General features: G+C 61.9%; 24 protein-coding genes. 15 read left to right on the forward strand and 9 right to left on the reverse strand.

Translation table 11 applies throughout. The annotated features are described in order from the left end of the window. The first annotated feature begins 2 nt into the window (after positions 1-2). The 4 genes from AC1MLT_RS22080 to AC1MLT_RS22095 are packed head-to-tail and all read left to right on the forward strand — an operon-like array spanning position 3 to position 3,036. Positions 3-437, forward strand: a complete 435-nt coding sequence (locus AC1MLT_RS22080) for a YeeE/YedE family protein (protein WP_481036528.1) — start codon at positions 3-5, stop codon at positions 435-437. A gap of 10 nt (positions 438-447) precedes the next feature. After that, positions 448-885 carry a DUF6691 family protein gene (locus AC1MLT_RS22085; protein ID WP_481036529.1) on the forward strand — a complete coding sequence of 146 codons (438 nt, stop codon included), beginning with the start codon at positions 448-450 and terminating at the stop codon, positions 883-885. A 4-nt stretch (positions 886-889) separates the two neighbouring features. Continuing rightward, on the forward strand, positions 890-1,546 hold the full coding sequence (locus AC1MLT_RS22090; protein ID WP_481036530.1) for a DUF599 domain-containing protein: 657 nt from the start codon (positions 890-892) through the stop codon (positions 1,544-1,546). 50 nt (positions 1,547-1,596) lie between these two features. Then, positions 1,597-3,036, forward strand: a complete 1,440-nt coding sequence (locus AC1MLT_RS22095) for an MBL fold metallo-hydrolase (protein WP_481036532.1) — start codon at positions 1,597-1,599, stop codon at positions 3,034-3,036. Positions 3,037-3,496: 460 nt separating this feature from the next. Here the strand turns inward: AC1MLT_RS22095 and AC1MLT_RS22100 are convergent, their stop codons facing one another. After that, entirely contained in the window at positions 3,497-4,552 is a 1,056-nt protein-coding gene (locus AC1MLT_RS22100; protein WP_481036533.1) for a DMT family transporter, read from the reverse strand. A gap of 21 nt (positions 4,553-4,573) precedes the next feature. Further along, the gene (gene mntP, locus AC1MLT_RS22105; RefSeq protein WP_481036535.1) at positions 4,574-5,146 is read right to left on the reverse strand and encodes a manganese efflux pump MntP; all 573 of its coding nucleotides are present in this window, start codon (positions 5,144-5,146) and stop codon (positions 4,574-4,576) included. A gap of 281 nt (positions 5,147-5,427) precedes the next feature. On the opposite strand from mntP, the gene AC1MLT_RS22110 reads away from it, so the two are divergent. The 9 genes from AC1MLT_RS22110 to AC1MLT_RS22150 all read left to right on the forward strand — a co-directional run bounded on the left by AC1MLT_RS22110 (position 5,428) and on the right by AC1MLT_RS22150 (position 11,154). Next, complete coding sequence (locus AC1MLT_RS22110; RefSeq protein WP_481036536.1) at positions 5,428-5,751, forward strand: hypothetical protein; 324 nt, start codon at positions 5,428-5,430, stop codon at positions 5,749-5,751. Between the two features lie 26 nt (positions 5,752-5,777). After that, a complete protein-coding gene (locus AC1MLT_RS22115) occupies positions 5,778-6,269 on the forward strand; it encodes a hypothetical protein (protein ID WP_481036537.1) in 492 nt (163 codons plus the stop codon). An 81-nt stretch (positions 6,270-6,350) separates the two neighbouring features. Next, positions 6,351-6,677 carry an ArsR/SmtB family transcription factor gene (locus AC1MLT_RS22120; RefSeq protein WP_481036538.1) on the forward strand — a complete coding sequence of 109 codons (327 nt, stop codon included), beginning with the start codon at positions 6,351-6,353 and terminating at the stop codon, positions 6,675-6,677. 61 nt (positions 6,678-6,738) lie between these two features. After that, on the forward strand, positions 6,739-7,233 hold the full coding sequence (locus tag AC1MLT_RS22125) for an arsenate reductase ArsC (RefSeq protein WP_481036540.1): 495 nt from the start codon (positions 6,739-6,741) through the stop codon (positions 7,231-7,233). A 79-nt stretch (positions 7,234-7,312) separates the two neighbouring features. After that, entirely contained in the window at positions 7,313-8,596 is a 1,284-nt protein-coding gene (locus AC1MLT_RS22130) for an arsenic transporter (protein WP_481036541.1), read from the forward strand. Positions 8,597-8,635: 39 nt separating this feature from the next. Further along, entirely contained in the window at positions 8,636-9,067 is a 432-nt protein-coding gene (arsC, locus tag AC1MLT_RS22135) for an arsenate reductase (glutaredoxin) (protein WP_481036543.1), read from the forward strand. Then, complete coding sequence (gene arsH / locus AC1MLT_RS22140; RefSeq protein ID WP_481036544.1) at positions 9,036-9,770, forward strand: arsenical resistance protein ArsH; 735 nt, start codon at positions 9,036-9,038, stop codon at positions 9,768-9,770. The genes arsC and arsH overlap by 32 nt, the downstream gene beginning before the upstream one ends. A gap of 78 nt (positions 9,771-9,848) precedes the next feature. Then, positions 9,849-10,832: an arsenic resistance protein gene (locus AC1MLT_RS22145; protein ID WP_481036546.1), complete on the forward strand. Its 984-nt coding sequence runs from the start codon at positions 9,849-9,851 to the stop codon at positions 10,830-10,832. A gap of 91 nt (positions 10,833-10,923) precedes the next feature. Continuing rightward, positions 10,924-11,154, forward strand: coding sequence for a hypothetical protein (locus tag AC1MLT_RS22150; protein WP_481036548.1), 231 nt, complete (start codon positions 10,924-10,926; stop codon positions 11,152-11,154). A gap of 322 nt (positions 11,155-11,476) precedes the next feature. Here AC1MLT_RS22150 and lspA read toward each other — a convergent pair whose 3' ends face one another. Beyond that, positions 11,477-11,971, reverse strand: coding sequence for a signal peptidase II (gene lspA / locus AC1MLT_RS22155; protein WP_481036549.1), 495 nt, complete (start codon positions 11,969-11,971; stop codon positions 11,477-11,479). A 138-nt stretch (positions 11,972-12,109) separates the two neighbouring features. Beyond that, on the reverse strand, positions 12,110-15,046 hold the full coding sequence (locus tag AC1MLT_RS22160; protein ID WP_481036550.1) for a heavy metal translocating P-type ATPase: 2,937 nt from the start codon (positions 15,044-15,046) through the stop codon (positions 12,110-12,112). 92 nt (positions 15,047-15,138) lie between these two features. Here AC1MLT_RS22160 and cadR point away from each other — a divergent pair, with 92 nt between their 5' ends. Further along, positions 15,139-15,534 carry a Cd(II)/Pb(II)-responsive transcriptional regulator gene (gene cadR / locus AC1MLT_RS22165; protein WP_481036551.1) on the forward strand — a complete coding sequence of 132 codons (396 nt, stop codon included), beginning with the start codon at positions 15,139-15,141 and terminating at the stop codon, positions 15,532-15,534. A gap of 89 nt (positions 15,535-15,623) precedes the next feature. Here cadR and AC1MLT_RS22170 read toward each other — a convergent pair whose 3' ends face one another. After that, positions 15,624-17,555: an FTR1 family protein gene (locus AC1MLT_RS22170; protein ID WP_481036552.1), complete on the reverse strand. Its 1,932-nt coding sequence runs from the start codon at positions 17,553-17,555 to the stop codon at positions 15,624-15,626. Positions 17,556-17,718: 163 nt separating this feature from the next. Between AC1MLT_RS22170 and AC1MLT_RS22175 the strand changes: the two genes are divergently transcribed. Then, a complete protein-coding gene (locus tag AC1MLT_RS22175) occupies positions 17,719-17,991 on the forward strand; it encodes a hypothetical protein (RefSeq protein WP_481036554.1) in 273 nt (90 codons plus the stop codon). On the opposite strand, the gene AC1MLT_RS22180 is transcribed toward AC1MLT_RS22175, so the two are convergent. The 4 genes from AC1MLT_RS22180 to AC1MLT_RS22195 all read right to left on the reverse strand — a co-directional run bounded on the left by AC1MLT_RS22180 (position 17,978) and on the right by AC1MLT_RS22195 (position 22,560). Next, positions 17,978-19,147: a glycerate kinase gene (locus AC1MLT_RS22180; RefSeq protein ID WP_481036556.1), complete on the reverse strand. Its 1,170-nt coding sequence runs from the start codon at positions 19,145-19,147 to the stop codon at positions 17,978-17,980. The two genes, AC1MLT_RS22175 and AC1MLT_RS22180, sit on opposite strands and share 14 nt — an antisense overlap. A 333-nt stretch (positions 19,148-19,480) precedes the next feature. Further along, positions 19,481-20,101: a phosphatase PAP2 family protein gene (locus AC1MLT_RS22185; RefSeq protein WP_481036557.1), complete on the reverse strand. Its 621-nt coding sequence runs from the start codon at positions 20,099-20,101 to the stop codon at positions 19,481-19,483. A gap of 4 nt (positions 20,102-20,105) precedes the next feature. After that, positions 20,106-21,743: an apolipoprotein N-acyltransferase gene (lnt, locus tag AC1MLT_RS22190; RefSeq protein ID WP_481036559.1), complete on the reverse strand. Its 1,638-nt coding sequence runs from the start codon at positions 21,741-21,743 to the stop codon at positions 20,106-20,108. Positions 21,744-21,960: 217 nt separating this feature from the next. After that, positions 21,961-22,560, reverse strand: coding sequence for a cation efflux transmembrane domain-containing protein (locus AC1MLT_RS22195; protein WP_481036957.1), 600 nt, complete (start codon positions 22,558-22,560; stop codon positions 21,961-21,963). Between the last annotated feature and the right edge of the window lie 23 nt (positions 22,561-22,583).

A 22,583-nucleotide genomic window follows, 5' to 3' on the forward strand; every position in this document is an offset into this window, starting at 1 on the left:
CCATGTCCATCGATTGGAGCGTCTTCACACCCTGGTCGTCCCTGGCCGGCGGCGTGCTCATCGGCATCGCTACAGCGATGTTCATTCTTCTGAATGGCCGCATCGCCGGCATCAGCGGCGTGCTCGGCGGGTTGTTGAAACCGGTCAAGGGCGATGTCGCCTGGCGGCTCGCCTTTGTGCTCGGTTTGGTGAGCGCACCCTTGGCGTACCTGCTTTTCAACAACGTGCCCAGCCTCCAGATCGACGCCGGCTACGCAGCCTTGGTTGCGGCCGGACTTCTTGTGGGGGTGGGGACGCGGTATGGGTCGGGTTGCACCAGCGGCCATGGCGTGAGCGGCCTGTCGCGCTTGTCGCCGCGCTCGCTCGCTGCCACGGCATCGTTCATGGGCGCCGGATTCCTGACCGTGTACGTCGCTCGCCACCTGTTCGGGCTTTGAGGAGACCACCATGTACGTTTTGACATCCCTGCTCGCCGGCCTCGTGTTTGGCTTGGGCCTCATCGTCTCGGGCATGGCCAATCCGGCCAAGGTGCTTGGCTTCCTGGACCTCGCTGGCCGTTGGGACCCGTCGCTGGCCTTCGTGATGGCTGGCGCCATCGCCGTTGGGCTGATCGCCTTCGCCGTTGCACGCCGCAGAACGGTGTCTTTCCTGGGTGCCGAGATGAAGCTGCCCAAGGCCAACAAGATCGACCGTCGTCTGATCGGCGGCGGCCTCTTGTTCGGCATCGGGTGGGGGATTGCCGGCTTCTGCCCTGGACCTGCACTCGTTGCGCTGGGCATGGGGGAGAAAAAAGCAGTGGTGTTCGTCGCCGCCATGCTGATCGGCATGGGCGTGTTCGAACTGCTCGAGCGCCGCCAGCGCGCTGCCCAACCAAGCCACGCGTGAACAAATGAGCTTCGCCCTGAGTTGGCTTGCCGCGCTGCTGACCTTGGCGGTCCTGCTCGCTTACGAGACATCGCTGGCGATGGCGCAGCGCCGGCGCCCGGAGCGCATGGCCCGGACGGTGCACGCCAATCTGCGTCAGGACTGGTTTGAAGCGGTGTCGGCGCAAAAGGGCTCGGAAATCCTGGCTGTCCAGACCTTGCGTAACGCGGTCATGTCAGCCTCGATGACCGCATCGACGGCCGCGCTTGGGTTGATGGGAACCGTGACGCTTGCCGTGCCTTCCCTGCATGCGCAGTTCGGCGACGCGACATCGCCGCTTCCAAATTTCACGCCGCGCCTGGCGATGGAACTGGTACTCCTCGCCCTGCTGTTCGCGTCGCTGGTTTCCTCCGTGATGGCCGTGCGGTACTACAACCATGCCGGCTTCATCGGCGGCATGCCGGTCGATTCGGAGGCGAGGAAGCATTGGACTCGTGCGGGCACGGCCTATGTGCGCAAAGCGGGCGTGCTCTACAGCTGGGCCCTGCGTCAGCTGATCCTGCTGGCGCCTGTGGTGGCATTCATTCTTCACCCTGCAGCCGGCCCGATCGCTGCATTGGTCGTTTGCGTACTTCTCTTCAACTTCGATCGGTTCCACCCCAGGCCTTCTGAGGCCGGTTGAATCCGACATCCGTTCCCCCTACCTTTATCACCACAGCAAAGGAATGTGAAATGGCACTCGTTTTTGAGCAACTACTGACCCGTGAGCTGGGCGACGCGAGCTACCTCATCGGCGACGATTCCGCTCGCGTCGCCGCGGTGGTCGACCCCCAGGTGGATGTCGAGCAGTACCTGGAACTCGCGCGCAAGCGCGGCCTGACCATCAAGTACGTGGTGCAAACGCACATCCATGAAGACTTCGCCAGCGGTGCCTGCGCGCTGGCTGCGGCCACCGGCAGCGCTGAGGTCTGCGTCAGTGGTCATGACGCGCCGGAGTATGGATTTTCCCATCGGGCCGTCCACGACGGCGATGTCCTGGAGCTGGGTGCCGTCCGGTTGACGGTCAAGCACACGCCCGGGCACACGCCCGAACACATTTCGCTGTTGGTCGCAAAAACCGCGACGAAGGATGCGCCGTTCGCAGTGCTCTCCGGCGGCTCCCTGCTGGTGGAGACGGCGGGCCGCACCGACTTGCTTGGGCCGGAGCGTGTCGAGGAACTGACGTCGGCTCAGTTCCGCACGCTGTACGAGTTCTTCCAAGGACTGGATGCGGGCGTGTTGCTGTATCCAACCCATGTGCACGGCTCACCGTGCGGCGCGGCCATCGGAGACAAGCTCTGCTCCACCATCGGGTATGAGTTCGAACACAACGATCTGCTGCGGCAGTCCACGGAAGCGAAATTCCGAGAGATGGCGTTGAAGAATCTGCCGCCCAAGCCGCGCTACTACCCGCGCCTGAAGGACATGAACACCAGCTCGCCTGCGGCGGCGGCCGGCAAACTCATTGCACCGGCTCTACCGCCGGCGGAGTTCAGAAAGGCCGTCTCGGACCCAGCAAACGTCCTGGTGGACACGCGCCACATGCTCGCGTTCGGCGGCGGACACATTCCGGGCGCCCTCAACATCGGCGCTGGGGGTCCGCTGTCCATCCAGGCTGGGTGGATGCTGGAGCCGGACAGGCCGCTGCTGCTGGTGATCGAAAGCGATGCGCAGCTGCCCACCGTCCTGCATCACTTCGCACGCACCGGATTCAACCTATTCGCGGGCTATTTGGTGGGCGGCATGTCGGCGTGGGAAAACGCCGGGTACGAGCTGGAATCCCTGCCGCAGCTTCATGTCAAAGCGCTGGCCCAACAGAATGCGCAAACAAATGAGGTGTCAGTCCTCGATGTTCGATCGCCGCAAGAATGGGCCAAAGGCCATATCCCCGGTGCGCGACACATCTTTCTGCCGGACCTGCCTGGTCAACTCCAAACGCTGGACAAGACCAAGGCGATGGCTGTGCACTGCGACAGTGGCTATCGTGCATCCATCGGAGCCAGCCTGCTGCAGTCACATGGTTTCAAGGTGTCGAACGTGCCCGGAAGCTGGCAAGCGTGGAAATCGAGTGACCTTCCCGTGGAGATCAACAATGAGACTAACGAGCTAGGAGTAAGACAAGAGAATAAATAACTCAAAGCTAAAGCATGGAAAAAGCCGACATAGTGTCGGCTTTTTTCAATTGCCTTAATGATAAGTCAGTCATATGTGATTTATCAACAGGACAAGTGACCACGAGAGCGATGTTCATTGTTATGAGTTGCGCACCGCATGCTGTGGCCCTAGAGGTCAGGAGGTCGCTTCGACGCCGTATCCCCCCTCATAAAAATGGCGGCTGCGGTGGCCCTGGTCGGTTTCAAGATCGGTGTGCTGCTGCTGACAGCTTGCGCACTGGTCGGACTCTCAACCAACCTCCTGCTGGTGCGTTAAACCGAGGTCGTCCAGCGTTGTTCTTTCCGCAAACCGCAGCGCTTTATTAGGGCCTGCAACCAACCGGCTCCTAGCAAATCAACCGCATCGTTATGAGGTCGCCTCCACGGTGGTGCTGATTTTGGCAGGACAGATCGCAGTCCTAGGGATGGCCATCGGCGCCTCAGTGCACGTGCCGATGGTGCGCATCGGGCACATGCGCATGGGCGTGCGACATCGGCTCGTGCGTGTGAGCGTGGCTGTGCGAGCCCGAGACGAAATCGCTGTGCACATGGTCGTGGTGTCCGTCGCCGTGCGTGTGCGCATGTTCGTGCGTGAGCTGGTCATGTCGGTGCTCGTGACCGTGCGACTCCATCAGGTGGAGTGCCACGCCCAGCAGCATCAGCATCCCGCCGACCGCCATCACCCAGGAGCCACTGCGGTCGCCCAGGGCAATGGCCAAGCCCGCGCCGATGAAGGGCGCGAACGCGAACACCGATCCTGTCCTGGCCGCTCCGAAGGCACGCTGCGCGAGCAGGTAGAAGCGCAGGCTCAGACCGTACCCGGTGGCACCGATGAGCAGCAGGATGCCCGCTGCCTCAAGGGATGGCCACGGTTCCGCGAAGGCACGCGCCAGGACCAGCGTCGCTGTAGCGCCGATCGCTGCCTTGCCCAGCACGACCTGGCCGGGATCGCGCTCGGCCAGCGCCCGCGAGAGCGTGTTGTCCGTTCCCCAGGCCGCGGTCGCGACCAGCACCGCGAGCAGACCCCAGAGCTGGGTCCCGCCGCCGCGTCCCTGGTCGAGCACCAGCGCCACGCCGCCTGCGAGCAGCAGCAGCATGGCGGTCCAGACGCGCCGGTCCATGGTCTCCTGGTACAGGTAGCGCGCCAGGATGGCCGTGAACAACGCCTCCAGGGTCAACATGAGCGAGGCGCTTGTGCCACTGGTGTGCTGCAGACCCCACACCAGCGCCACCGGACCCAGGACGGCGCCGAAGGCGGCCATCGCCGCGAGGCGTGGCAGATCGCCGCGCATCAGACGCGCCTCGCGCTCGATGCGCTGGCGTGACAACGCGCCCACCGCTGCGGCGCCGGCGTAGAGCAGGCAGGCCGTTGTGAACGGTCCCATTCCTTCGCTGAAGTGTTGAACCAGCGGCGTGCTCACGCCGAAGAGCGCAGCCGCCAGCAGAGCGAGCAGCCCACCGCGCACGGCAGGCAGGGCCAAGTGACGATGCCTCATCGATGGCAACTCACATCAGGCTCAAACGACCGCCGACAGGTGCTCGTAGAGGATGGCACTGCCGATGCCGATCAGCAGCACGCCACCCAGGACTTCAGCCCAGCGTCCAGCGACGCTGCCCAGCACACGGCCCACCATCACGCCCAGCGTGACCATGGTGAAGGTCGCCAGTCCGATGGCAAGCGCAATCTGCAGGATGTTGGCATCGAGGAATGCCAAGCCGACCCCCACCACCATCGCGTCGATGCTGGTGGCAAAGCCCGTGATGGCCAGCAGCCAGAAGCCGTGCTTCGTGGGCTTGGTCTTGTCATCCTCGTCCGAGGCGTTGGCAGCCGCCAGGATCATGCGAACGCCCAGGACGGCCAGAAGCACGAACGCGATCCAGTGATCCCAGTCCTTGACGTAGCTGGCGGCCGCGAGTCCCAAAGCCCATCCGGCCAGCGGTGTCAGCGCTTCGATGACGCCGAAGATGGCGCCGGTTCGCAGGGCTTCCGACCAGCGCGGCTTCTGAAGGGACGTGCCCTTGCCAACGGCGGCGGCAAAGGCATCGGTGGACATTGCCAGTGCGAGGATGGCAGTGGATGCGAGGTTCATGGGGTCGATCGTTCTTCGCGTCGGGCAAGCACAAAGACATGCTTCCGCGGCCCGACTTGCATCGCGGAGGACATGCCAATGGTCTCGCCAACCGAGAACGGTTGCCTTCGCCACAGCGTGTGAGACGCCGAGTGTGTTGACGAAAGGCGTTTCCACGTACGTGGAAACTGGCTACTCCCCAAGAGGTGGCGCGATGATAAACGCTGCTACGCGGAAACCCTAAGTAGTGCCTGAGCCTCTAGAGCGGGAAACCCAACTTCGAGAACTTTGTTGCGTTTCTGTTGCTCAAGACAATCTCAGCGCTCATCACTTCCAGCATCCAGCCTCTTGGGCAGCAAATTGCGCTCGGCCCGGTTTCTACGGACAATCAAGGCATGGACCACCGGCCTCTTGTCACCTCTCATGCACCTGTGCTGGACATCGAAGATGCCCAGGGCAGTGCTGTGGCGCGTCCGGAGCCGCCTCGGCGCATCCGCCGTCAAGGTCCACCGTCTGCGCAGCACCTGTCCTTGGCCCGCAACCTCCAGCGGGACGTTTGGGAGGCATCTGATGCCGACGAACGCGCACGCCGCATCGAGGACACCTACGGTCTCCAGAAAAATTGAGCTCGCCGCAAGAAGCTGCGGCTGTCTTGAGCGTGCACTTTGACCCTGAGCTTGCAAGGAAGATCGGGTCCCGGGAAGACCTACAGGAACTTGCCTCTCTGATCCGCGAGTGGAAGGTCATTGACGCTCAGGGCAGGATCGCAACGCAAGACCATTGGTTCTTCGGCAGAGACAAGCCCAACCGGCCAGTCAGTGGCAACAAGGTCAGTTTCGCGTTCCACGTCCACCTCCGGCCGTTCGACCCCGTCGATCTTGCAGCCTGGGACCAGCAGGCCGAGGACGAACACGCGACCCCCTACGGACGCACCAGTGACCGCTTGGCGGTCTACTCGCTCAAGCATGCCGATCCTGCAGCGGGCCTGCTGCTGCTGGACATCGTGGGCGACCCGGGTGGCCATGCCATCTTCGATCGAGACCATCCTGTCTATGCGCGGCTGCTTCGAGCCTGGGACCGGGCTGCGTATCGTCATCAGGACACCGGCCTGGGCGCTCTGCCTACCGAGATCGTCACGCTCTGACGAAAATTTCGCGCCCGCGAAACTCGGCCTTTGTTTTCTCACTTCCTTGCTTTTATCCAATCATTCAATAAAAATTGAATTATGGAAGAAGAAACCGTTGTCAAGTCTCTCGCTGCGCTGGCCCAATCCAGTCGTTTGCGCGTTTTCCGTGCCTTGGTCGTGGCAGGTCAGGAAGGCCTGACGCCTGGTGCGCTCAGCGAAGCCTTGGATCTGCCAGCGACCAGCCTGTCTTTCCACCTCAAGGAACTGACGAACGCGGGCTTGGCCTCTCAGGAGCGACAGGGCCGTTATCTGGTCTATCGGGCATCGTTCGACCAGATGAACGCACTCCTGGGCTACCTCACCGAGAACTGCTGTCAAGGCGAGGCCTGCGCAGTGGACGGCAAGACCCTGGCCTGTGACTGCTGATGCATGCCAGCGTTGCTTGCCCATTCCTCCCCCTCCCTGATCCCGCTGACTGCTTGACGAGATGAACACCAACATCCTGATCCTGTGCACCCACAACTCCGCACGCAGTGTGCTCGCCGAGGGCATGCTGAATCACTTGGCCAAGGCCGCTGGCAAGAGCGTCCAGGCCTTCAGTGCCGGCAGTGCACCCAGCGGCCGGCTCAATCCGTTCGCGCTGGAGGCGCTGACGCGTGCCGGCGTGGATGTGTCGGGCTACCGCAGCAAGAGCTGGGACGAGTTCGTGGGAGAAGAGGTGCCGACCATGCGCGTGGTCATCACCGTCTGCGACAGTGCTGCGCAGGAGACCTGCCCGTATTGGCCGGGCAGTCCCGTCAAGGTCCATTGGGGGTATCCGGACCCGTCCAACGCGCCCGGTGGCGATGAAGGCAAACGCGTGGCCTTCGAACTGACGCGTCAGGCCATCGGCTACCGCATGGTGCAGTTGCTCGCGCTGCCGCTGGACACGATGACCGATGCCGAACTGCAGCGCGCTCTGAACCGCATCTCCGAGAGCTGAGCTGCAGCGCTGCCCGATCGGGCGCTGATGGCATCACTCCCCAAGCGCTGTCCCCACAACACCTCCAAAAACCACTGACATGCTTGTCGCTCTTTCGATCTTCGTCTTCACGCTTGTCCTGGTGATCTGGCAGCCGCGCGGCCTGGGCATCGGCTGGAGTGCATCGCTGGGTGCAGTACTCGCTCTGCTGACAGGTGTGGTTCAGCTCGCCGACATCCCGGTGGTGTGGCACATCGTCTGGAACGCCACGGCGGCCTTCATCGCCGTCATCGTCATCAGCCTGCTGCTGGACGAGGCGGGCTTCTTCGAGTGGGCCGCGCTGCACGTCGCGCGCTGGGGTGGTGGAACCGGCCGAGGCCTCTTCGCATGCATCGTGCTGCTGGGCGCGGCAGTTTCGGCCCTGTTCGCCAATGACGGCGCAGCGCTCATCCTCACGCCGATCGTGCTGGCGATGCTCGTGGCGCTCGGGTTCTCACCGGCCGCGACGCTTGCCTTCGTCATGGCGGCGGGCTTCATCGCCGACACCGCCAGCCTGCCGCTGATCGTCTCCAACCTCGTGAACATCGTCTCGGCCGATTTCTTCAAGATCGGCTTCGCCGACTATGCCTCGGTCATGGTGCCGGTGAACATCGCCTCGGTCCTGGCAAGCCTGGCGGTCCTCCTGCTGTACTTCCGCCGCGACATCCCGGCGCGCTACGACATGGCGCAGTTGAGGGCTCCCCGGGATGCGATCCGTGATCCGGCCACGTTCAAGGCCGGCTGGGTGGTCCTCGTGCTGCTGCTGGTGGGCTTCTTCGGCGTCGAGCCGCTGGGCGTGCCGGTCAGTGCCGTCGCCGCGGTGGGCGCGGTGCTGCTGCTGGCGGTTGCGGCGCGCGGTCCGATCGACACCCGCAAGGTCCTCAAAGGCGCGCCCTGGCAGATCGTCGTGTTCTCGCTGGGCATGTACCTGGTGGTCTATGGCTTGAGGAATGCCGGACTGACCGACCAGCTCGCGTCCCTGCTCAACGTCTTCGCCCGAAGCGGTGTCTGGGGAGCCGCCCTGGGCACGGGTTTCCTGACGGCCCTCCTCTCGTCGGTCATGAACAACATGCCCACCGTGCTGATCGGCGCGCTGTCCATCGATGCGTCCGGCGCCACCGGCGTGGTCAAGGAAGCCATGATCTACGCCAACGTGATCGGCTGCGACCTGGGTCCGAAGATCACGCCCATCGGCAGCCTCGCCACGCTGCTGTGGCTGCACGTGCTCTCGAAGAAGGGCATCACGATCGCTTGGGGTGCCTACTTCAAGGTGGGCATCGTGCTGACCGTGCCGGTCCTGGCCATCACCCTGGCCGCGCTGGCGATCCGACTGAGCACCGGCTGAACGCCTCCTTCCCCCCCTTTCCATCATCGAGACCGATCCATGAGTGACATCACGATCTATCACAACCCCGACTGCGGGACCTCGCGCAACGTGCTCGCGCTGATTCGCAACACCGGCGCGGAACCTGCTGTCGTCGAGTACCTGAAGACGCCGCCCGACCGTGCCACCCTGAAGCGGCTGATCGCGGCCATGGGCGTGCCCGTGCGCGAGGTGCTGCGTCAGAAGGGCACACCCTATGACGAGCTTGGCCTGGGCGACCCGAAGTGGAGCGACGAGCAGCTGATCGACTTCATGCTGCAGCATCCCATCCTCATGAACCGGCCGATCGTGGTGACACCCGTCGGCACCCGACTGTGCCGGCCCTCCGAAGCGGTGCTCGACCTCTTGCCGGCGCTGCAGCGAGGTCCGTTCACCAAGGAAGACGGTGACGCCGTGCTCGATGAGAAAGGCCAGCGTGTTGCCAAGCCCTGACCTGCCAAACCTCGATGCGGACCAGTTCCACCTGCCCGATCCTCAACGCCTGTTTTCTCCGTCACGGGCGACCCACCCACCCCGCATCCTGCTGCTCTACGGGTCTTTGCGTGAGCGTAGCTACAGCCGGCTCCTGACCGAGGAAGCGGCCCGCCTGCTGCAGGCCCTGGGGTGTGAAACACGCATTTACGATCCTCGAGACCTGCCGCTGCCTGACGCGGCGCCTGAGGACCACCCGAAGGTGCAGGAGCTGCGCGACCTCGCGCGGTGGGCCGAGGGCATGGTGTGGACATCCCCGGAGCGCCACGGCGCGATGACGGGAATCCTCAAGGCGCAGATCGACTGGATTCCGCTGGCGATCGGCTCGGTGCGACCCACGCAAGGCAAGACGCTGGCGGTGATGGAGGTCTCAGGCGGCTCGCAGTCCTTCAACGCCGTCAACCAGATGCGCGTGCTCGGGCGCTGGATGCGCATGATCACGATCCCCAACCAGTCGTCCGTGGCCAAGGCGTTCCTGGAGTTCGAGGACGACGGGCGCATGAAGCCCTCGCCGTACTATGAGCGGGTGGTCGACGTGATGGAGGAGTTGGTGAAATTCACGCTGCTCACGCGCGACTGCGCGGATTACCTGGTGGACCGCTACAGCGAGCGGCGGGAAAGCGCAGAAGCCCTGTCCAAGCGTGTCAACCTGCGTTCCATCTGAGACCACCACGTTCACACTGCCGGTCGAGCGGCTGCCCGACCACCGGGCACGCGCGCCACACACGGCTCAGGGCTTCCCATGCAACACCTCCGAGACCGCCTAGAAACCCATCAGGTCGCCATCTACTTCTGCACCGTCGCCCTGGCGCTGGGCCTGTCCACGCAGGTCGTGGGCACTCAGAGGCTGGAAAACGCCATCAATCCGGCCCTGGCCCTGATGCTGTTTGTGACCTTCCTGCAAGTGCCGCTTGCCGAGCTGGGTCATGCGTTCTCCCGGGTTCGGTTCCTTGCGGCCCTGCTCGTCACGAACTTCGTGCTGGTGCCGCTCCTGGTGGCGGTGCTCGTCCAGTTCCTGCCACCGGACCCGCTGATCCGCTTGGGCGTGCTACTGGTGTTGCTGGCACCCTGCATCGACTACGTGGTGACCTTCGCGCACCTAGGCCGCGCCGATGCCCGGCTGCTCCTGGCGGCCACGCCCACCTTGCTGATCGCGCAGATGCTGCTGCTGCCGGTCTACCTGCGCCTCTTTCTTGGTGACGCGTCAGCCGGTCTGGTGCAACTGGGTCCGTTCGTGCATGCGTTCGTGTGGCTGATTGCCGTGCCGCTGGTCCTGGCCGCTGCCGTGCAGCTGTGGGCCACGAAGAGCCCGGTTGGCCTCCGAGCGTCGAGCGTGCTGGGTCTTCTGCCAGTGCCAGCGACAGCCCTGGTCTTGTTCATCGTGATCCTCGCAGTGGTACCGCAACTCGGCTCGGCCATCGATGCCGCCTTGAGCGTGGTGCCGGTCTACATCGCCTTTGCGCTGGCAGCGCCGCTGATCGGCTGGGGAGTCGGCCGGCTGTTCCGCCTGGACGCGACGGCTGGCCGCGCCGTGGCCTTCAGTGCCGGAACGCGCAACTCTCTGGTGGTCCTCCCGCTGGCCCTGATCGTTCCGGGTGCGATTCCGCTCCTGCCGGCCATCATCGTCACGCAGACATTGGTCGAGCTCGCCGCCGAGTTGGTCTATGTGCGGTGGCTGGCGCAGTTCGGCAGGAAGAGAGGACTCGCTTCGAGCAGGCCTCCCTGAGAGCGACATTCAGGGTCTGCGCTCACAACCGGCGTCACCTTCAAAATACGCCAATCGAATCAAACCACTCCTTATAGAACTGCTGATTTTCATGAATCAAAAAATCAAGACGCTGCTAATCCAAGCCACGGAAATGAAGGAAGCAAAAGACCACTGCACGGGTCAAAGCAATACCTGGACAGAGATCAATCACGAGACGTTTGCACGACTGGTCGTCGAACAGTGCATCGGCCTCATCGAGCAGGACAGCCAGAGGGACGCGCAAGCGGCGTCACGCGCGAAGGCCTTGGCCGACACCTTACGCAAGCATTTTGGTTTCTAGAACTGGCGATCCGATCGCCGTTGCGGTGGCTGGCTCAAGCTCGAAATGAAAAAAGGCTGACGCCTTGGCGCCAGCCTTTTTGTGTTGAGTTCGGACCCTGAGCGACTTATTCGCAGCAGGGCATTACGGTCTCGCCGCAGCAGTCGGCGCCGTCACAGCACGGTGCAGCTGCCAAAGCAGCCGTAGAGACGAGCATGAAAGCGAGGATGGAAAAAATCTTCTTCATAGAGACTTTCGGTTGTCACAGGGTTGAGTGACGCAGGCAATGCGGTTGCCAGCTGCGCGCTGTCTCGATTCTCACTCACAGCCGGTGCCGGATGCCTCAGCGTTTCGTAACCTCACGGGGGTTTTCGACGCTGGTGAACGTCTGGAGCACCATGGCAATCACACCGCCCACGATCGCCATGTCGGCGATGTTGAACGCCGGCCAGTGCCAGCCGTGCAGGTGGAAGTCCAGGTAGTCCACCACCGGTCCGCGAAACGCCCGGTCCACGGCGTTGCCGAGCGCTCCACCCAGGATCAAGCTGTAGGCAAGACCTTCGAACTTCGGGAGTGGTCGGGACAGTACATACATCAGCCCGGCCGACACGCCGAAGGCAATGGCGAGGAAAAACCACCGCTGCCATCCGCCTGCACCCGCCAGGAAGCTGAAGGCCGCGCCGGGGTTGAGCACATGCACCAGATTGAAAAACGACGTCACGGGGTGTGACCAACCCAGTGGCGTGGTCCAAACGATGGCGGTTTTGGCCACCTGATCGGCAACCAGGGCCAGTGCGGCGATCGCGTACCACCGCAACGGGTGGGATGACGGATTCATGAGTGCCAAGGGCAAGGTGTCCTTTAGAAAAAGTGCGCGCCCGACGGCAGGACGTGGAGGCCCGCACGTCAGGGCTAGCAATATGGAGGTTGCCAACCTGCGGAGGAATTAACCCCTCTCAAGGGATCGACAGATGCCTCAGACCACCTTGGGACGCAGAAGCCGCAGTCCGTTGAAGACGACGAGCAGGCTCGCACCCATGTCAGCAAACACGGCCATCCACATGGTGGCGTGGCCGGTGAAGGTCAGCACCAAGAACACGGCCTTGATGCCCAGCGCCAGCACGATGTTCTGCGTGAGGATGGACGCCGTGCTGCGCGACAGCCGGATGAAAGCGGGAATCTTGCGCAAGTCGTCGTCCATGAGGGCAACATCGGCCGTCTCGATGGCCGTGTCGGTGCCGGCCGCACCCATGGCAAAGCCGATGTCAGCGCGCGCAAGCGCGGGTGAATCGTTGATGCCGTCGCCGACCATGCCCACCTGGGCACCGTTGCCAAGCAGGCTCTCAATGGTCTTGAGTTTGTCTTCGGGCAATTGATTACCTCGCGCCTCCGAGATTCCAACCTGCCCGGCAATCGCAGTGGCGGTGTGCTGGTTGTCTCCCGTGAGCATCAACGTCCGCACCCCCAGGGCCTGGAGTTGTGCAATGGCTTCGCGGCTGGTTTCCTTGACGGTGTCAGCCACGGCAAAGATGCCCAGCACCGCCGCATCGCTCATCAGCATCACGGCGGTCTTGCCCTGACGCTCCAGCGACTCCAGTTGGGCTTCCAGCGCCGCATCACTGAGCCCATGCTCCTGGGCGAGCCGATGATTGCCCATCTGCAGGGACTGACCCGCGACACGGCCGCGCACGCCACGTCCTGGCAGCGCCTCGAAGTCACTAACCTCCTGCAGGGCCATGCCGTCGCGTTGCGCCTTGCGTGCAATGGCCTGCGACACCGGATGGTCCGAGCGCGCAGCGAGGCTGGCAGCCCAGGCGGCGACCGCCTGGGCATCGGTGCCGCCCACCGGCACGAAATCGGTCTGTTCGGGCTTGCCGTGCGTGAGCGTGCCGGTCTTGTCCAGCGCGAGCGCCTTCAACTTGCGGCCGCCTTCGAGGTAGACACCGCCCTTGATCAGGATGCCGCGCTTGGCCGCTGCCGCCAAACCGCTCACGATGGTGACTGGCGTGGAGATGACCAGCGCGCAAGGGCAGGCGATCACCAGCAAGACCAGCGCCCGGTAGATCCAGTCGAACCATGCGCCGCCGAAGGCAAGCGGCGGGACCACCGCGATCAGCAGCGCTACCGCGAACACGGCCGGGGTGTAGACGCGGGCGAACTGGTCCACGAAGCGTTGCGTGGGCGCGCGGCTGCCCTGCGCCGATTCCACCGCATGGATGATGCGAGCGAGCGTCGAATTGTCAGCCGCCGCGGTCACGCGGTATTCGAACGACCCGGTCTGGTTGATGGTGCCGGCGAACACCGGGTCGCCTTCGGCCTTCTCCACCGGAAGACTCTCACCAGTGATAGGCGCTTGGTTGATGGCTGAGCTGCCGGCCGTGATCTGCCCATCGAGCGGAATGCGTTCGCCGGGACGCACCCGCACCACCGCCTCCTTGAAGACTTGCTTGGCCGGCACGTCTTGCCAAGTGCCGTCGGCTTGTCGCACGGTGGCGGTCTCCGGTGTCAGGTCCATCAGTCCCCGAATGGCATTGCGCGCCCGGTCGAGCGACTTTGCCTCGATCACCTCGGCCAGGGCGAACAGGAACATGACCATTGCCGCTTCAGGCCAATGCCCGATCGCCATGGCGCCCGTGACCGCGATGGCCATCAGGGCGTTCATGTTCAGGTTCACGTTCTTCAACGCGATCCAGCCCTTTTTGTAGGTACTCAGGCCTCCGGTGAGGATCGAGACCAACGCCAGTGCGATCACGGCCCAGTGATTGCCATCGTTGACCCAGTACACGCCTTCGGCCATCACGGCGGTGACGCCGGAGACGGCCATGGGCCACCAGTTGGCCTTCTCGACCGACGCCTGGGCATCGCGCGGCTCATCCGTCGCCTGGATCTCGGCGGCCATGCCCACCGACTCAATGGCCGCGACCGCTGGCGCGAGGGCAGTGGGCGTATGCCGCAGCGTGAGGGTGCGCTGCATCAGGTTGAAGTCCAAACCTTCGACGCCCGGCATGCCCTGGAGCTTGCCTCGGATCAGCGTTTCCTCAGTCGGGCAGTCCATCTTGGCAATGCGCAGCACCGTCGTGACGGCCTGGAGGTCCTGGCGCACGGCCTGCATGCCGATTGACGTCAAGGCTTGCTCGATGGGCGCGGTGGACGGCAGGTCGTGCTGCACGCCCAGAACCCGTTGCATGAGGTTGAAATCCAGGGCGATCACGCCCGGCTCCTTGCCCAGCCGATTGCGGATCAGCGCCTCCTCGGTCGGGCAATCCATGTTGTCGATGCGGTAGGTCACGCGCGTGCCGGCCGCAGCGTCGCTGGCCTTGGGTGCGGCAGGTGGCGGTGCGACCGGTAAAGCGACAGCAGCAACCGGTGAGGCCACGGCGGCCACCGCAGGCGTCGGCGCTGAGCCGATGGCGGTCTGCGCAACCGCACGCATGCCGATCGATGTCAAGGCTTCCTCCATCGGCGCCCGCACGGTCGAGAGGTGCCGCACCGACAAGGTCCGCCCGGGCAGATCGAATCGGAGTTCCCCCACTCCTTCGATGGCACCCAGGCGTGCGCGGATGAGTTTTTCCTCGCTCGGGCAGTCCATGTTCTCGATCCGATAGGTCGTGGCGATGACCGCGTCCTCGATCGCTCGGGCCTGCATGCCCACGGCGTTCAGGACCTGCGCCAGGGTGTCTGGCGAGACGCCACGGTGCGAGACGCTCAGCGTGCGTTGCGGAAGGTCGAAAACCAACTGCTCCACACCTGGGTGACCCTCCAGCGTGCGGCGCACCAGGGCTTCTTCATTGCGGCAATCCATGTTGCTCACTTTGAAAATGGTGGTCTCTGGCTGGTCCTGCGCGGGCGCGCAGCCACTTGGCGCACCCTTGCCTTGGGAGCAGCCGCACGAAGAGGAAAGGTCGGTGTTCATTGAATGGCTTTTCTGGAGCAGGGAGTACCTGCATGGGGTGATTGCACAACCTCTAGTCACTGTAGAGTCAAGGCTTTTGGGAAGGAATCAAGATGCGGATCGGCGAATTGGCCAAACGAACCGACTGCCCGGTGCAGACCGTGCGTTTCTACGAGACCGAAGGCCTGCTGCCTGCGCCCGCGCGCACCGAAGGCAACTTCAGGGTCTATGACGACGGCCACCTCCAGCGCCTTTTTTTCATCCGCCGTTGCCGCGCCAAGGACATGACGCTCGACGAAATCCGGCAGTTGCTGAGTTACCGCGATCATCCCGATCAGGACTGCGCAGAGGTCAACACGCTGGTGGATTCCCACTTGGCACAGGTGCGCGCGCGCATCGAAGAGTTGCGTGCCTTGGAGCGTGAACTGATGGACTGGCGACGCGCCTGCGACAGCGCCCGGACGACGCGCGAATGCGCCATCCTCAACAGCTTGGCCGAGCCTGCCTGAGCGCCACCCCGGCGTCGCCTTGATGGACTCCCGGCACCTGGCTCAACGACACGGCAGGTCGTTGAGCGGGTGACGGGGAGGCCACACGATCAGGCCGCTTGCAGTTGGCGTGCGCGATAGCCGTTCATGGCAAACCCCGACAGGGCGATCAGCAAGACAACGACCTGGGCCAGGACGGTTTCCGCTGAGGGGTACATGCCCAGCAGGTCGATGCGGGGTGCGAGGATGGGCGTGGCGCCGATCCAGCCAGCTTCCTGCAGGCCAGCCATGCCCTTGCCCGCCAGAACCACCGCCAGCACGGCCACGAGCACGGAACTGATGCTGAAGAACTTGCCAATGGGCATGCGGGCGCTGGTCTTGAGCAGCACCCAGGCAATGCTGGCCAGCAGCACGATGCCCAGGCCCAGACCCGCCAGCAGCGCGTTGGTGTTGCCATCGGCCGAGAGGGCCGAATAAAACAGGACGGTCTCGAAGATCTCGCGGTAGACCGCGATGAACGACAGACCGAACAAGGCCCAGGCCGAGCGCTTGGACAGGGCCGAGGACAGCTTTTCCTTCAGGTAGGCCTGCCAGCGACCGGCCGCGCTCTTCTGATGCATCCACAGGCCCACGCTCAGCAACACAATTGCCGCAAAGAGCGAGGACAGTCCTTCGGTGACTTCCCGGCTCGCGCCGCTGACGTTCACCACGTAGGTGGCCACGGCCCAGGTGAGGCCACCGGCGACGAGTGCCACCACCCAGCCGCCATGGACATAGCGCAGGATGTCGGGTCGCTGGGCCTTTTTCAAGAATGCGACCATGCCCACGACGATCAGCAGGGCCTCCAACCCTTCGCGCAGCAGGATCGTCAGAGAACCCAGGAAGGTGGTGACCGGGCTGGCCGCATTGCCCGCAAGCTCTCGCTCCACGTCGGCAAACAGGTCGTCGAGCTTGCGCGCGGTGTCTTCGGCCTGAGCGAGCGTGCCATTGCTGATGGCCGAGCGGTAGGCCAGCATGCCGTCCTCCACACCCGTCAGGAGCGCCTTGTTGCGCGCGCCCAGGGACGGCTCCAGCGGCTCAAAACCATCGAGGTAGGCCGACAGCGCCAGTTTGATCGCGCCTGGTTTGTCGCCCTTGCGAATGGCCGTGAGGCTTTCTTGCAGGCGGGTGCGCGAGAGCGCCAGACCGCCGGTGTTGCCCGCTGCAGCGGCCACTTCGGGCTGACTGCGCAGGTACGCCGTCAGGTCGCGGGCCGCATCAGGACCGATGCGGCTGGCTGCGGCTGCCTCGGTCACGGTCGTCACCGCCGCCAGATCGGGAAATTCCTTGCGGGCCGCCGCATCGCTCTTCCAAAGCTGCTCTCCGCGATCGCGCATGGCGCCATCGTGCGAGAGCGTCCCAGCAAAGAACGACACCGCCCACCGATCTTCGTCGGACAGCGTGGGGAAGCTGGGCATGGAAGTGCCCTCCACACCCTGGGTCACCACTTGGTAGAGCGCCATGAGGCTGCGCGCGCGTGCGCGATCGCGATCCGTGAAGGCGATGGGCGGCGGGTCGAGGCTGGCCGCGAGCGGGCCATCGCCAGCGCCCGTCGTGCCATGGCACGCGATGCATTGCGCTTGAAAAATGGCAGCGCCACGCTTCAGGTCAGGCAGAGCGCGAGGCGCAACGGGAATGGGATAGGCGGCAACCAGCAAGGCCTCGGCGGCATGGGCCAAACGCGCCACCTCGGCACTGTCGGCCTTGACCGCGACGGCCTCCTGCAGCTTGCTCGCAGCGGCGATCAGGTTGCCCTTGGCGGGATGGACCGGCAAGGCGTTGGCCTGGGTCACGGCATTGGCCGTGAAGTCGCGCATCTCTGCATACTCCGACTCGCTGATCACCGCTCCTTTGTCGACCGCACCCCCGTAATCGACCGCGACATAGTCCAGGAGCTGCCAGAGTTGATGCGGGCCGGCAGTGGCCTCGGTGGAAGGGGTTTGCGCAAGAGCGGGGGTCAGGGCGCACAACCCGATCCACAGGGTAAGAAGCAATCGTTTCATCTTGGGAATTTTGTAAACGAGAGACATTCTCGTCTAGAAGGCAAGACCCGTCGCGACGCGCGACCGCTCAGACGGCCCCACAAGATCCGCATGCACCGCAGCGCCAACCCGTGGAACCTCCTTTGAAGCGACACCCCAAGCAAAAAATCAGCTTTGGGAAAAATTGAGCATCCAGACGCTTGACCGCCAACAAACTCAGCGCTCACGACCCAAGCAGCTTTCTGGTTGTCACAACAAGCGTTTTGTACAAGAACAAAGAATCAAAAAATCGCAGCACACAGCCAGCACATCCAGACAAAAAAGGCTTGAATTTGAAGATGGAGAAAATCTTGTGGGCGTCAGGTTGCCAAAGCCTTTGCGTCACTTTTCCATCTCCACAGAGACACATGGAAATTTCCGCATTCGATCGAATGAAATCGTTTTCATGGCCATTTGAGAAGTGACAAGCGAACGACTTGTTCCACGGTGTTCGCAACCAGTTGTGACGCCCGCGACATCGCGTCATTCATGGAGCATGGTCGGTCGATGATGCTGAAGTAGGCATTTATTCCAACGGCGTGCATTTTTTCCGCGCCGTCTCCGATCGAACCGACAATTGCAACCACCGGCACGCCTGCTTTTTTTGCTCGTCGCGCAATCTCCGCAGGCAGTTTTCCGAACGAGCTGAGTCCGTCCATGCTGCCCTCTGCAGTCAAAACAAGGTCAGCGTCGTCGAGGAGCGCATCGAAATCAAAAAAACGCGAGAGTATTGCAAACCGAGGACACAAGCGCGCATCCAGAAAAGCGTGCAGACCTGCACCCAATCCTCCTGAAGCACCGGCTCCTTGCATGGGACGCACGTCAATCTTGAGATCGCGCAGAATCACGGCGGCAAGATTTGCCAGGCCTGATTCCAATTTTTCAATATCGTCGGGTGAAGCGCCTTTTTGCGGCCCGAAAGTTTGCGAAACACCACACGGTCCCAACAGTAAATTTTCCCAGTTCACGGCCACGTCGATGTGGACGTTTTTGAGTCGTGGGTCGCGCCCGGACAGATCGACATGCGCAAGACCAGCCAATGCCGTGCAACCGTGACCAAGCGCTTGCCCTTGGTGATCCGACAGTCGGATGCCCAACGCCTGGGCCAGTCCAGCACCACCCTCGTTGACACCGCTGTCGCCGCAACCGATCAGCAGCCGCTGCACACCCAGATCCAGTGCTTTTGCAATTAGTTCGCCAACACCGTAGCTGGTGGTATTGAGTGGATTTCTCTGGGCAATCGGCACATGCCGCAGACCTGCAGCCGCTGCGATCTCGATCGCTATCGTTCCTTCATGCAGGCCGCCCAGCAACCCCAGATGCGCCACCAGCGGCTGACCCAATGGACCCGACACTTGCACCGGTTGCAGCCTGCCGCCTGTCAGTTCCACCAGCGTCTGAGTAAAGCCTTCCCCGCCATCTGCCATTGGTGCACACAGGATCTCAGCATCTGGCACGGCCTTCCTCACGCCCTTGGCCATGCTGGTCATCAATTCAGCGACGCTCAAGCTTTCCTTGAAACCACAGGGTGCAAGCAATATTCGAGGACGCTTTTTCGAATCGCTCGATGGCATGTAGTTTTACCTGTTAAGACAGTTTTTTATGACCGTTTTGCCGTGAAATGCAACGCGGTGACGTGTTGTTTTCAAATTTTTTTGACCGAAACGCCGGGACTGCCAAAAGCCACACTGGCCAATCTAAGCTGCATGTTTCATCTCGCCACGGACTGAGGCAGTTGGCAACTCGGTTTGCCAGACATTGACATAATTTTTTGACGACTTAACCACAGCGTTTTGCATGAATGTTCATCAAGCTTGGGCATTTTTACGATGGTGACGCATGATGGACCCTGCGCTGCTTTCGATGTGCTTGGCCGTTTTTTTGTTTAAGGACAAACTCTCAGATCTTCAAATCGACACATCATGGGTGGTGTGCCAAGCAGACCATTTTGCTGTCAGCCATCGCGCTGGTCCACCAGTCACCAGCACGCAAAACACGCCCAGTAAAAACCCAGCGACCACGTCGGCCGGGAAATGGGCGCCGAGTGCGATGCGCGACCAGCCGAGGGCCAGGCCAAAACCCAGCAAAATGAGCTTCCAGGGCCACGACACCAGCGGCCAAATGACGGCCAGCGCAACGCCTGTATAGACCGAGTGTCCGCTGGGAAACGAATTTAAGCTGTCGAGGGTGCCAACGACCCACCTTAGCTTGTCGTTGAGTACGTCCATGGGCCGTGGAAATCCGAAAGTGACTTTGGCCAAAGCCGCAGTGAGCATGGCTGCGCTCAAGGCCACCATCAAGCGAAAAGGTGCAACGGCAGAGGCGGCCGTCTGAATGCGCAAGCGCCATTGAAACATGGCCAGCATCAGCAAGGGCGTTCCCCAGTAACTGCCCAGCGCACTGACCACCCGGGCGACATCAATCGCTCCCGGTGGAGTACGCCAGTTGATCCAAAGCATCAATTGCGTGTTCACGCCTGCCCAATCGTAGAGCCAATATCGCAAAAATTCCCCGTTGACACTCAGCATGAATTCAGGCTCGCAAAGATGTTGGTGGATGATCGGGGGACCGACGAACTTGATTGGAAAATGGAGCAGACAAATGCCTTGGCAACCAGAATGTCAAGCATGATCCAATCAGCACCAACAGCCACAATGGCCATATTCCAAATCTTGAACTCCACCAGACAAAAGGCGTGATGCCACTCGCACCTTGGACATATGCAATCAACACACCGCGGGTGTACGGCGTCAGCATGTTTGTGACTTGACCATAAGCATTGATGGCAGCGGTCGCTCCGGTGTTTGTAGCGCGCACGACTGGACGGCGGAATTCCATGGCACGCATGCGGCTGATTTGCAGGTGCTGGTCGATCGCTACGGTATTGCCAAACCATGCAATGTTGCTCAGATTGACCAAGATGGTTGGCGAACCGCTGACGTCAAGAAATCGTGTTGCCAGCTCTTCGCTGAACAGATCTTCGAAACAGATGTTTGGTGCAAGACGCTGTCCTTGCCACGCAAATGAACTCTGTGTCACCGGGCCGCGAGAAAAATCTCCCAGCGGAATGTTCATCATGCGTGTAAGCCAGCCAAACATGTGCGGGCTGAACTCACCGAAAGGCACCAAATGGTGCTTGTCGTACTGGTATTCTTTGGTTTTTGACCCTGGACCCAAGGCAACGACTGAATTTGTATAACGCCCTTCCATGCTTCCCAATGGCATTCCCACCAGCGCCGCCCGGCTGGGTTGAGAAAAAGACATTTGCAGATCGGACAGGTACTCATCGGGCAGGTCCTGCGGCAAAAGCGGTATTGCCGTCTCCGCCGTCACCAGAAGGTCAGCGGTGGTCTCGCGCAATGCTTGTCCATACCAGTCAAGCGCTGTTGCGACGCCAGTGTCTAAATCGAACTTTTGTTCTTGAGCAATATTGCCTTGCAAGAGTGCGATTCGCATCGGTTGCCCATGCGGCTGAGCTTCGATGCGCCAGTGGCTTGAACTCCAGACGACAACGCTCAGCAAGACAGCGCATGCCAAGGTGGCAAATCCGTGGCTTTGCGGCACGTGAGCGATGGCTCGCACCAAGGCGGACAGAAGACCCGCGCTCAAGGCAGCAAACGCCGAGATGCCATAGACACCCACCCACGGTGCCAGACCGCTCAACGGGCCTTCGGTGTGCGCGTAACCTGCTGCCGCCCAGGGAAAGCCTGTGAGCAAGGTACCGCGCGCGAGTTCTGCGCCCAACCACAGCGCTGCGAAGAGAAAACTGTCCCAGACCGAATGCCCTCTGGCCCCTGCGAAGAACAAACCACCGGCAACCCCGTAGTACACGGCAAGAAGGCCGGCAAGAGCCAGGACGCCCAAGCCTGCCAGTGGCGCAGGCAAGCCGCCATGCTCATGCATGGAAATGAACAGCCACCAAAAAGAGCCTGCCAGCCACGCGATGGCAAACAACCAAGTCATCCCAGCCGCGCTGCGCCAAGACGTTGCGCGCCGAACGAGGGCGCACAACGCAGCCAGTGAAGCGAACTGGAGCCACCACGCCGGAGTGCCTTCCCCCGGCCAGGCCATTGAGAAAGCATGGAACAAGCCTGCAAGCGCACACAAGGCGAACAGGCTTGGTGGAATGCGCGCTTGCGCTGCGAATTTATCGAGCATCTGGGCCGACATGAAGTTGCTGTAACAGCCCAGAGAAAAAGAATCTAATCAACACGCTTGGCAGCGACGTAGAGAAAAAATCTTCTTCAAGCTTTGCTTTTGATTTGAGGAATCCGGCGCGCCAGGTAGACGTTGCGATGATCAGAACGCAACTTGTTTTTCAATGACACGTGTCATTCATGCGGTAGCGCTTGCTGATATCTGCACAGTTGGACAATCACGGAATCAGCTATTTTTTCAGATCACCTTCAGACGATTTATTTTCAGCCTTGCGGGCATGCTCAAGAATTTCGCGCCCTCCATTGGCGGCAATCAGCGCAGACACAATGCCCAGCACCAGATCCGGGATGTTCGAACCCAGCCAAATCACAAGCAGTCCGCTGACCAAGATGGCGAGATTGATGGCGGAATCATTGCTTGTGAAAATGGAAGATGCTTTGAAATTGACGTCCTCACCCTTGTGGCGTTTGAGAAGACGAAGACAAAACACGTTGACGGAAAAATTGATTCCGGCCACAAGCATCATGGCTGGCCCGATGGGTTCTTCTGAACCCAGAAAGCGTCGAAACACTTCGACGGCCAGGAGCAACGACGAGCCAATGAGCAGATAACCAGACAAGCGTGCAACAGTGACCTTGGCCTGTGCGCTGCGCCCGATCGCGTACAGGCCAGCGGCATAGACCGACGCATCAGCGAGGTTGTCCAAAGCCGCGCCAATCAACGCCGTTGAAGAGGCCCACGCACCGACTCCGATGCCAAGCGCGCATTGGACCAGATTGATCCAAAGCACGATCCACAGGATTTTTCGATCCTGTTCGTTGCTGGACATCTGGTCCACTTCACCAACCTCGT

It is taken from the genome of Variovorax sp. PEI5 (genome assembly GCF_056679935.1).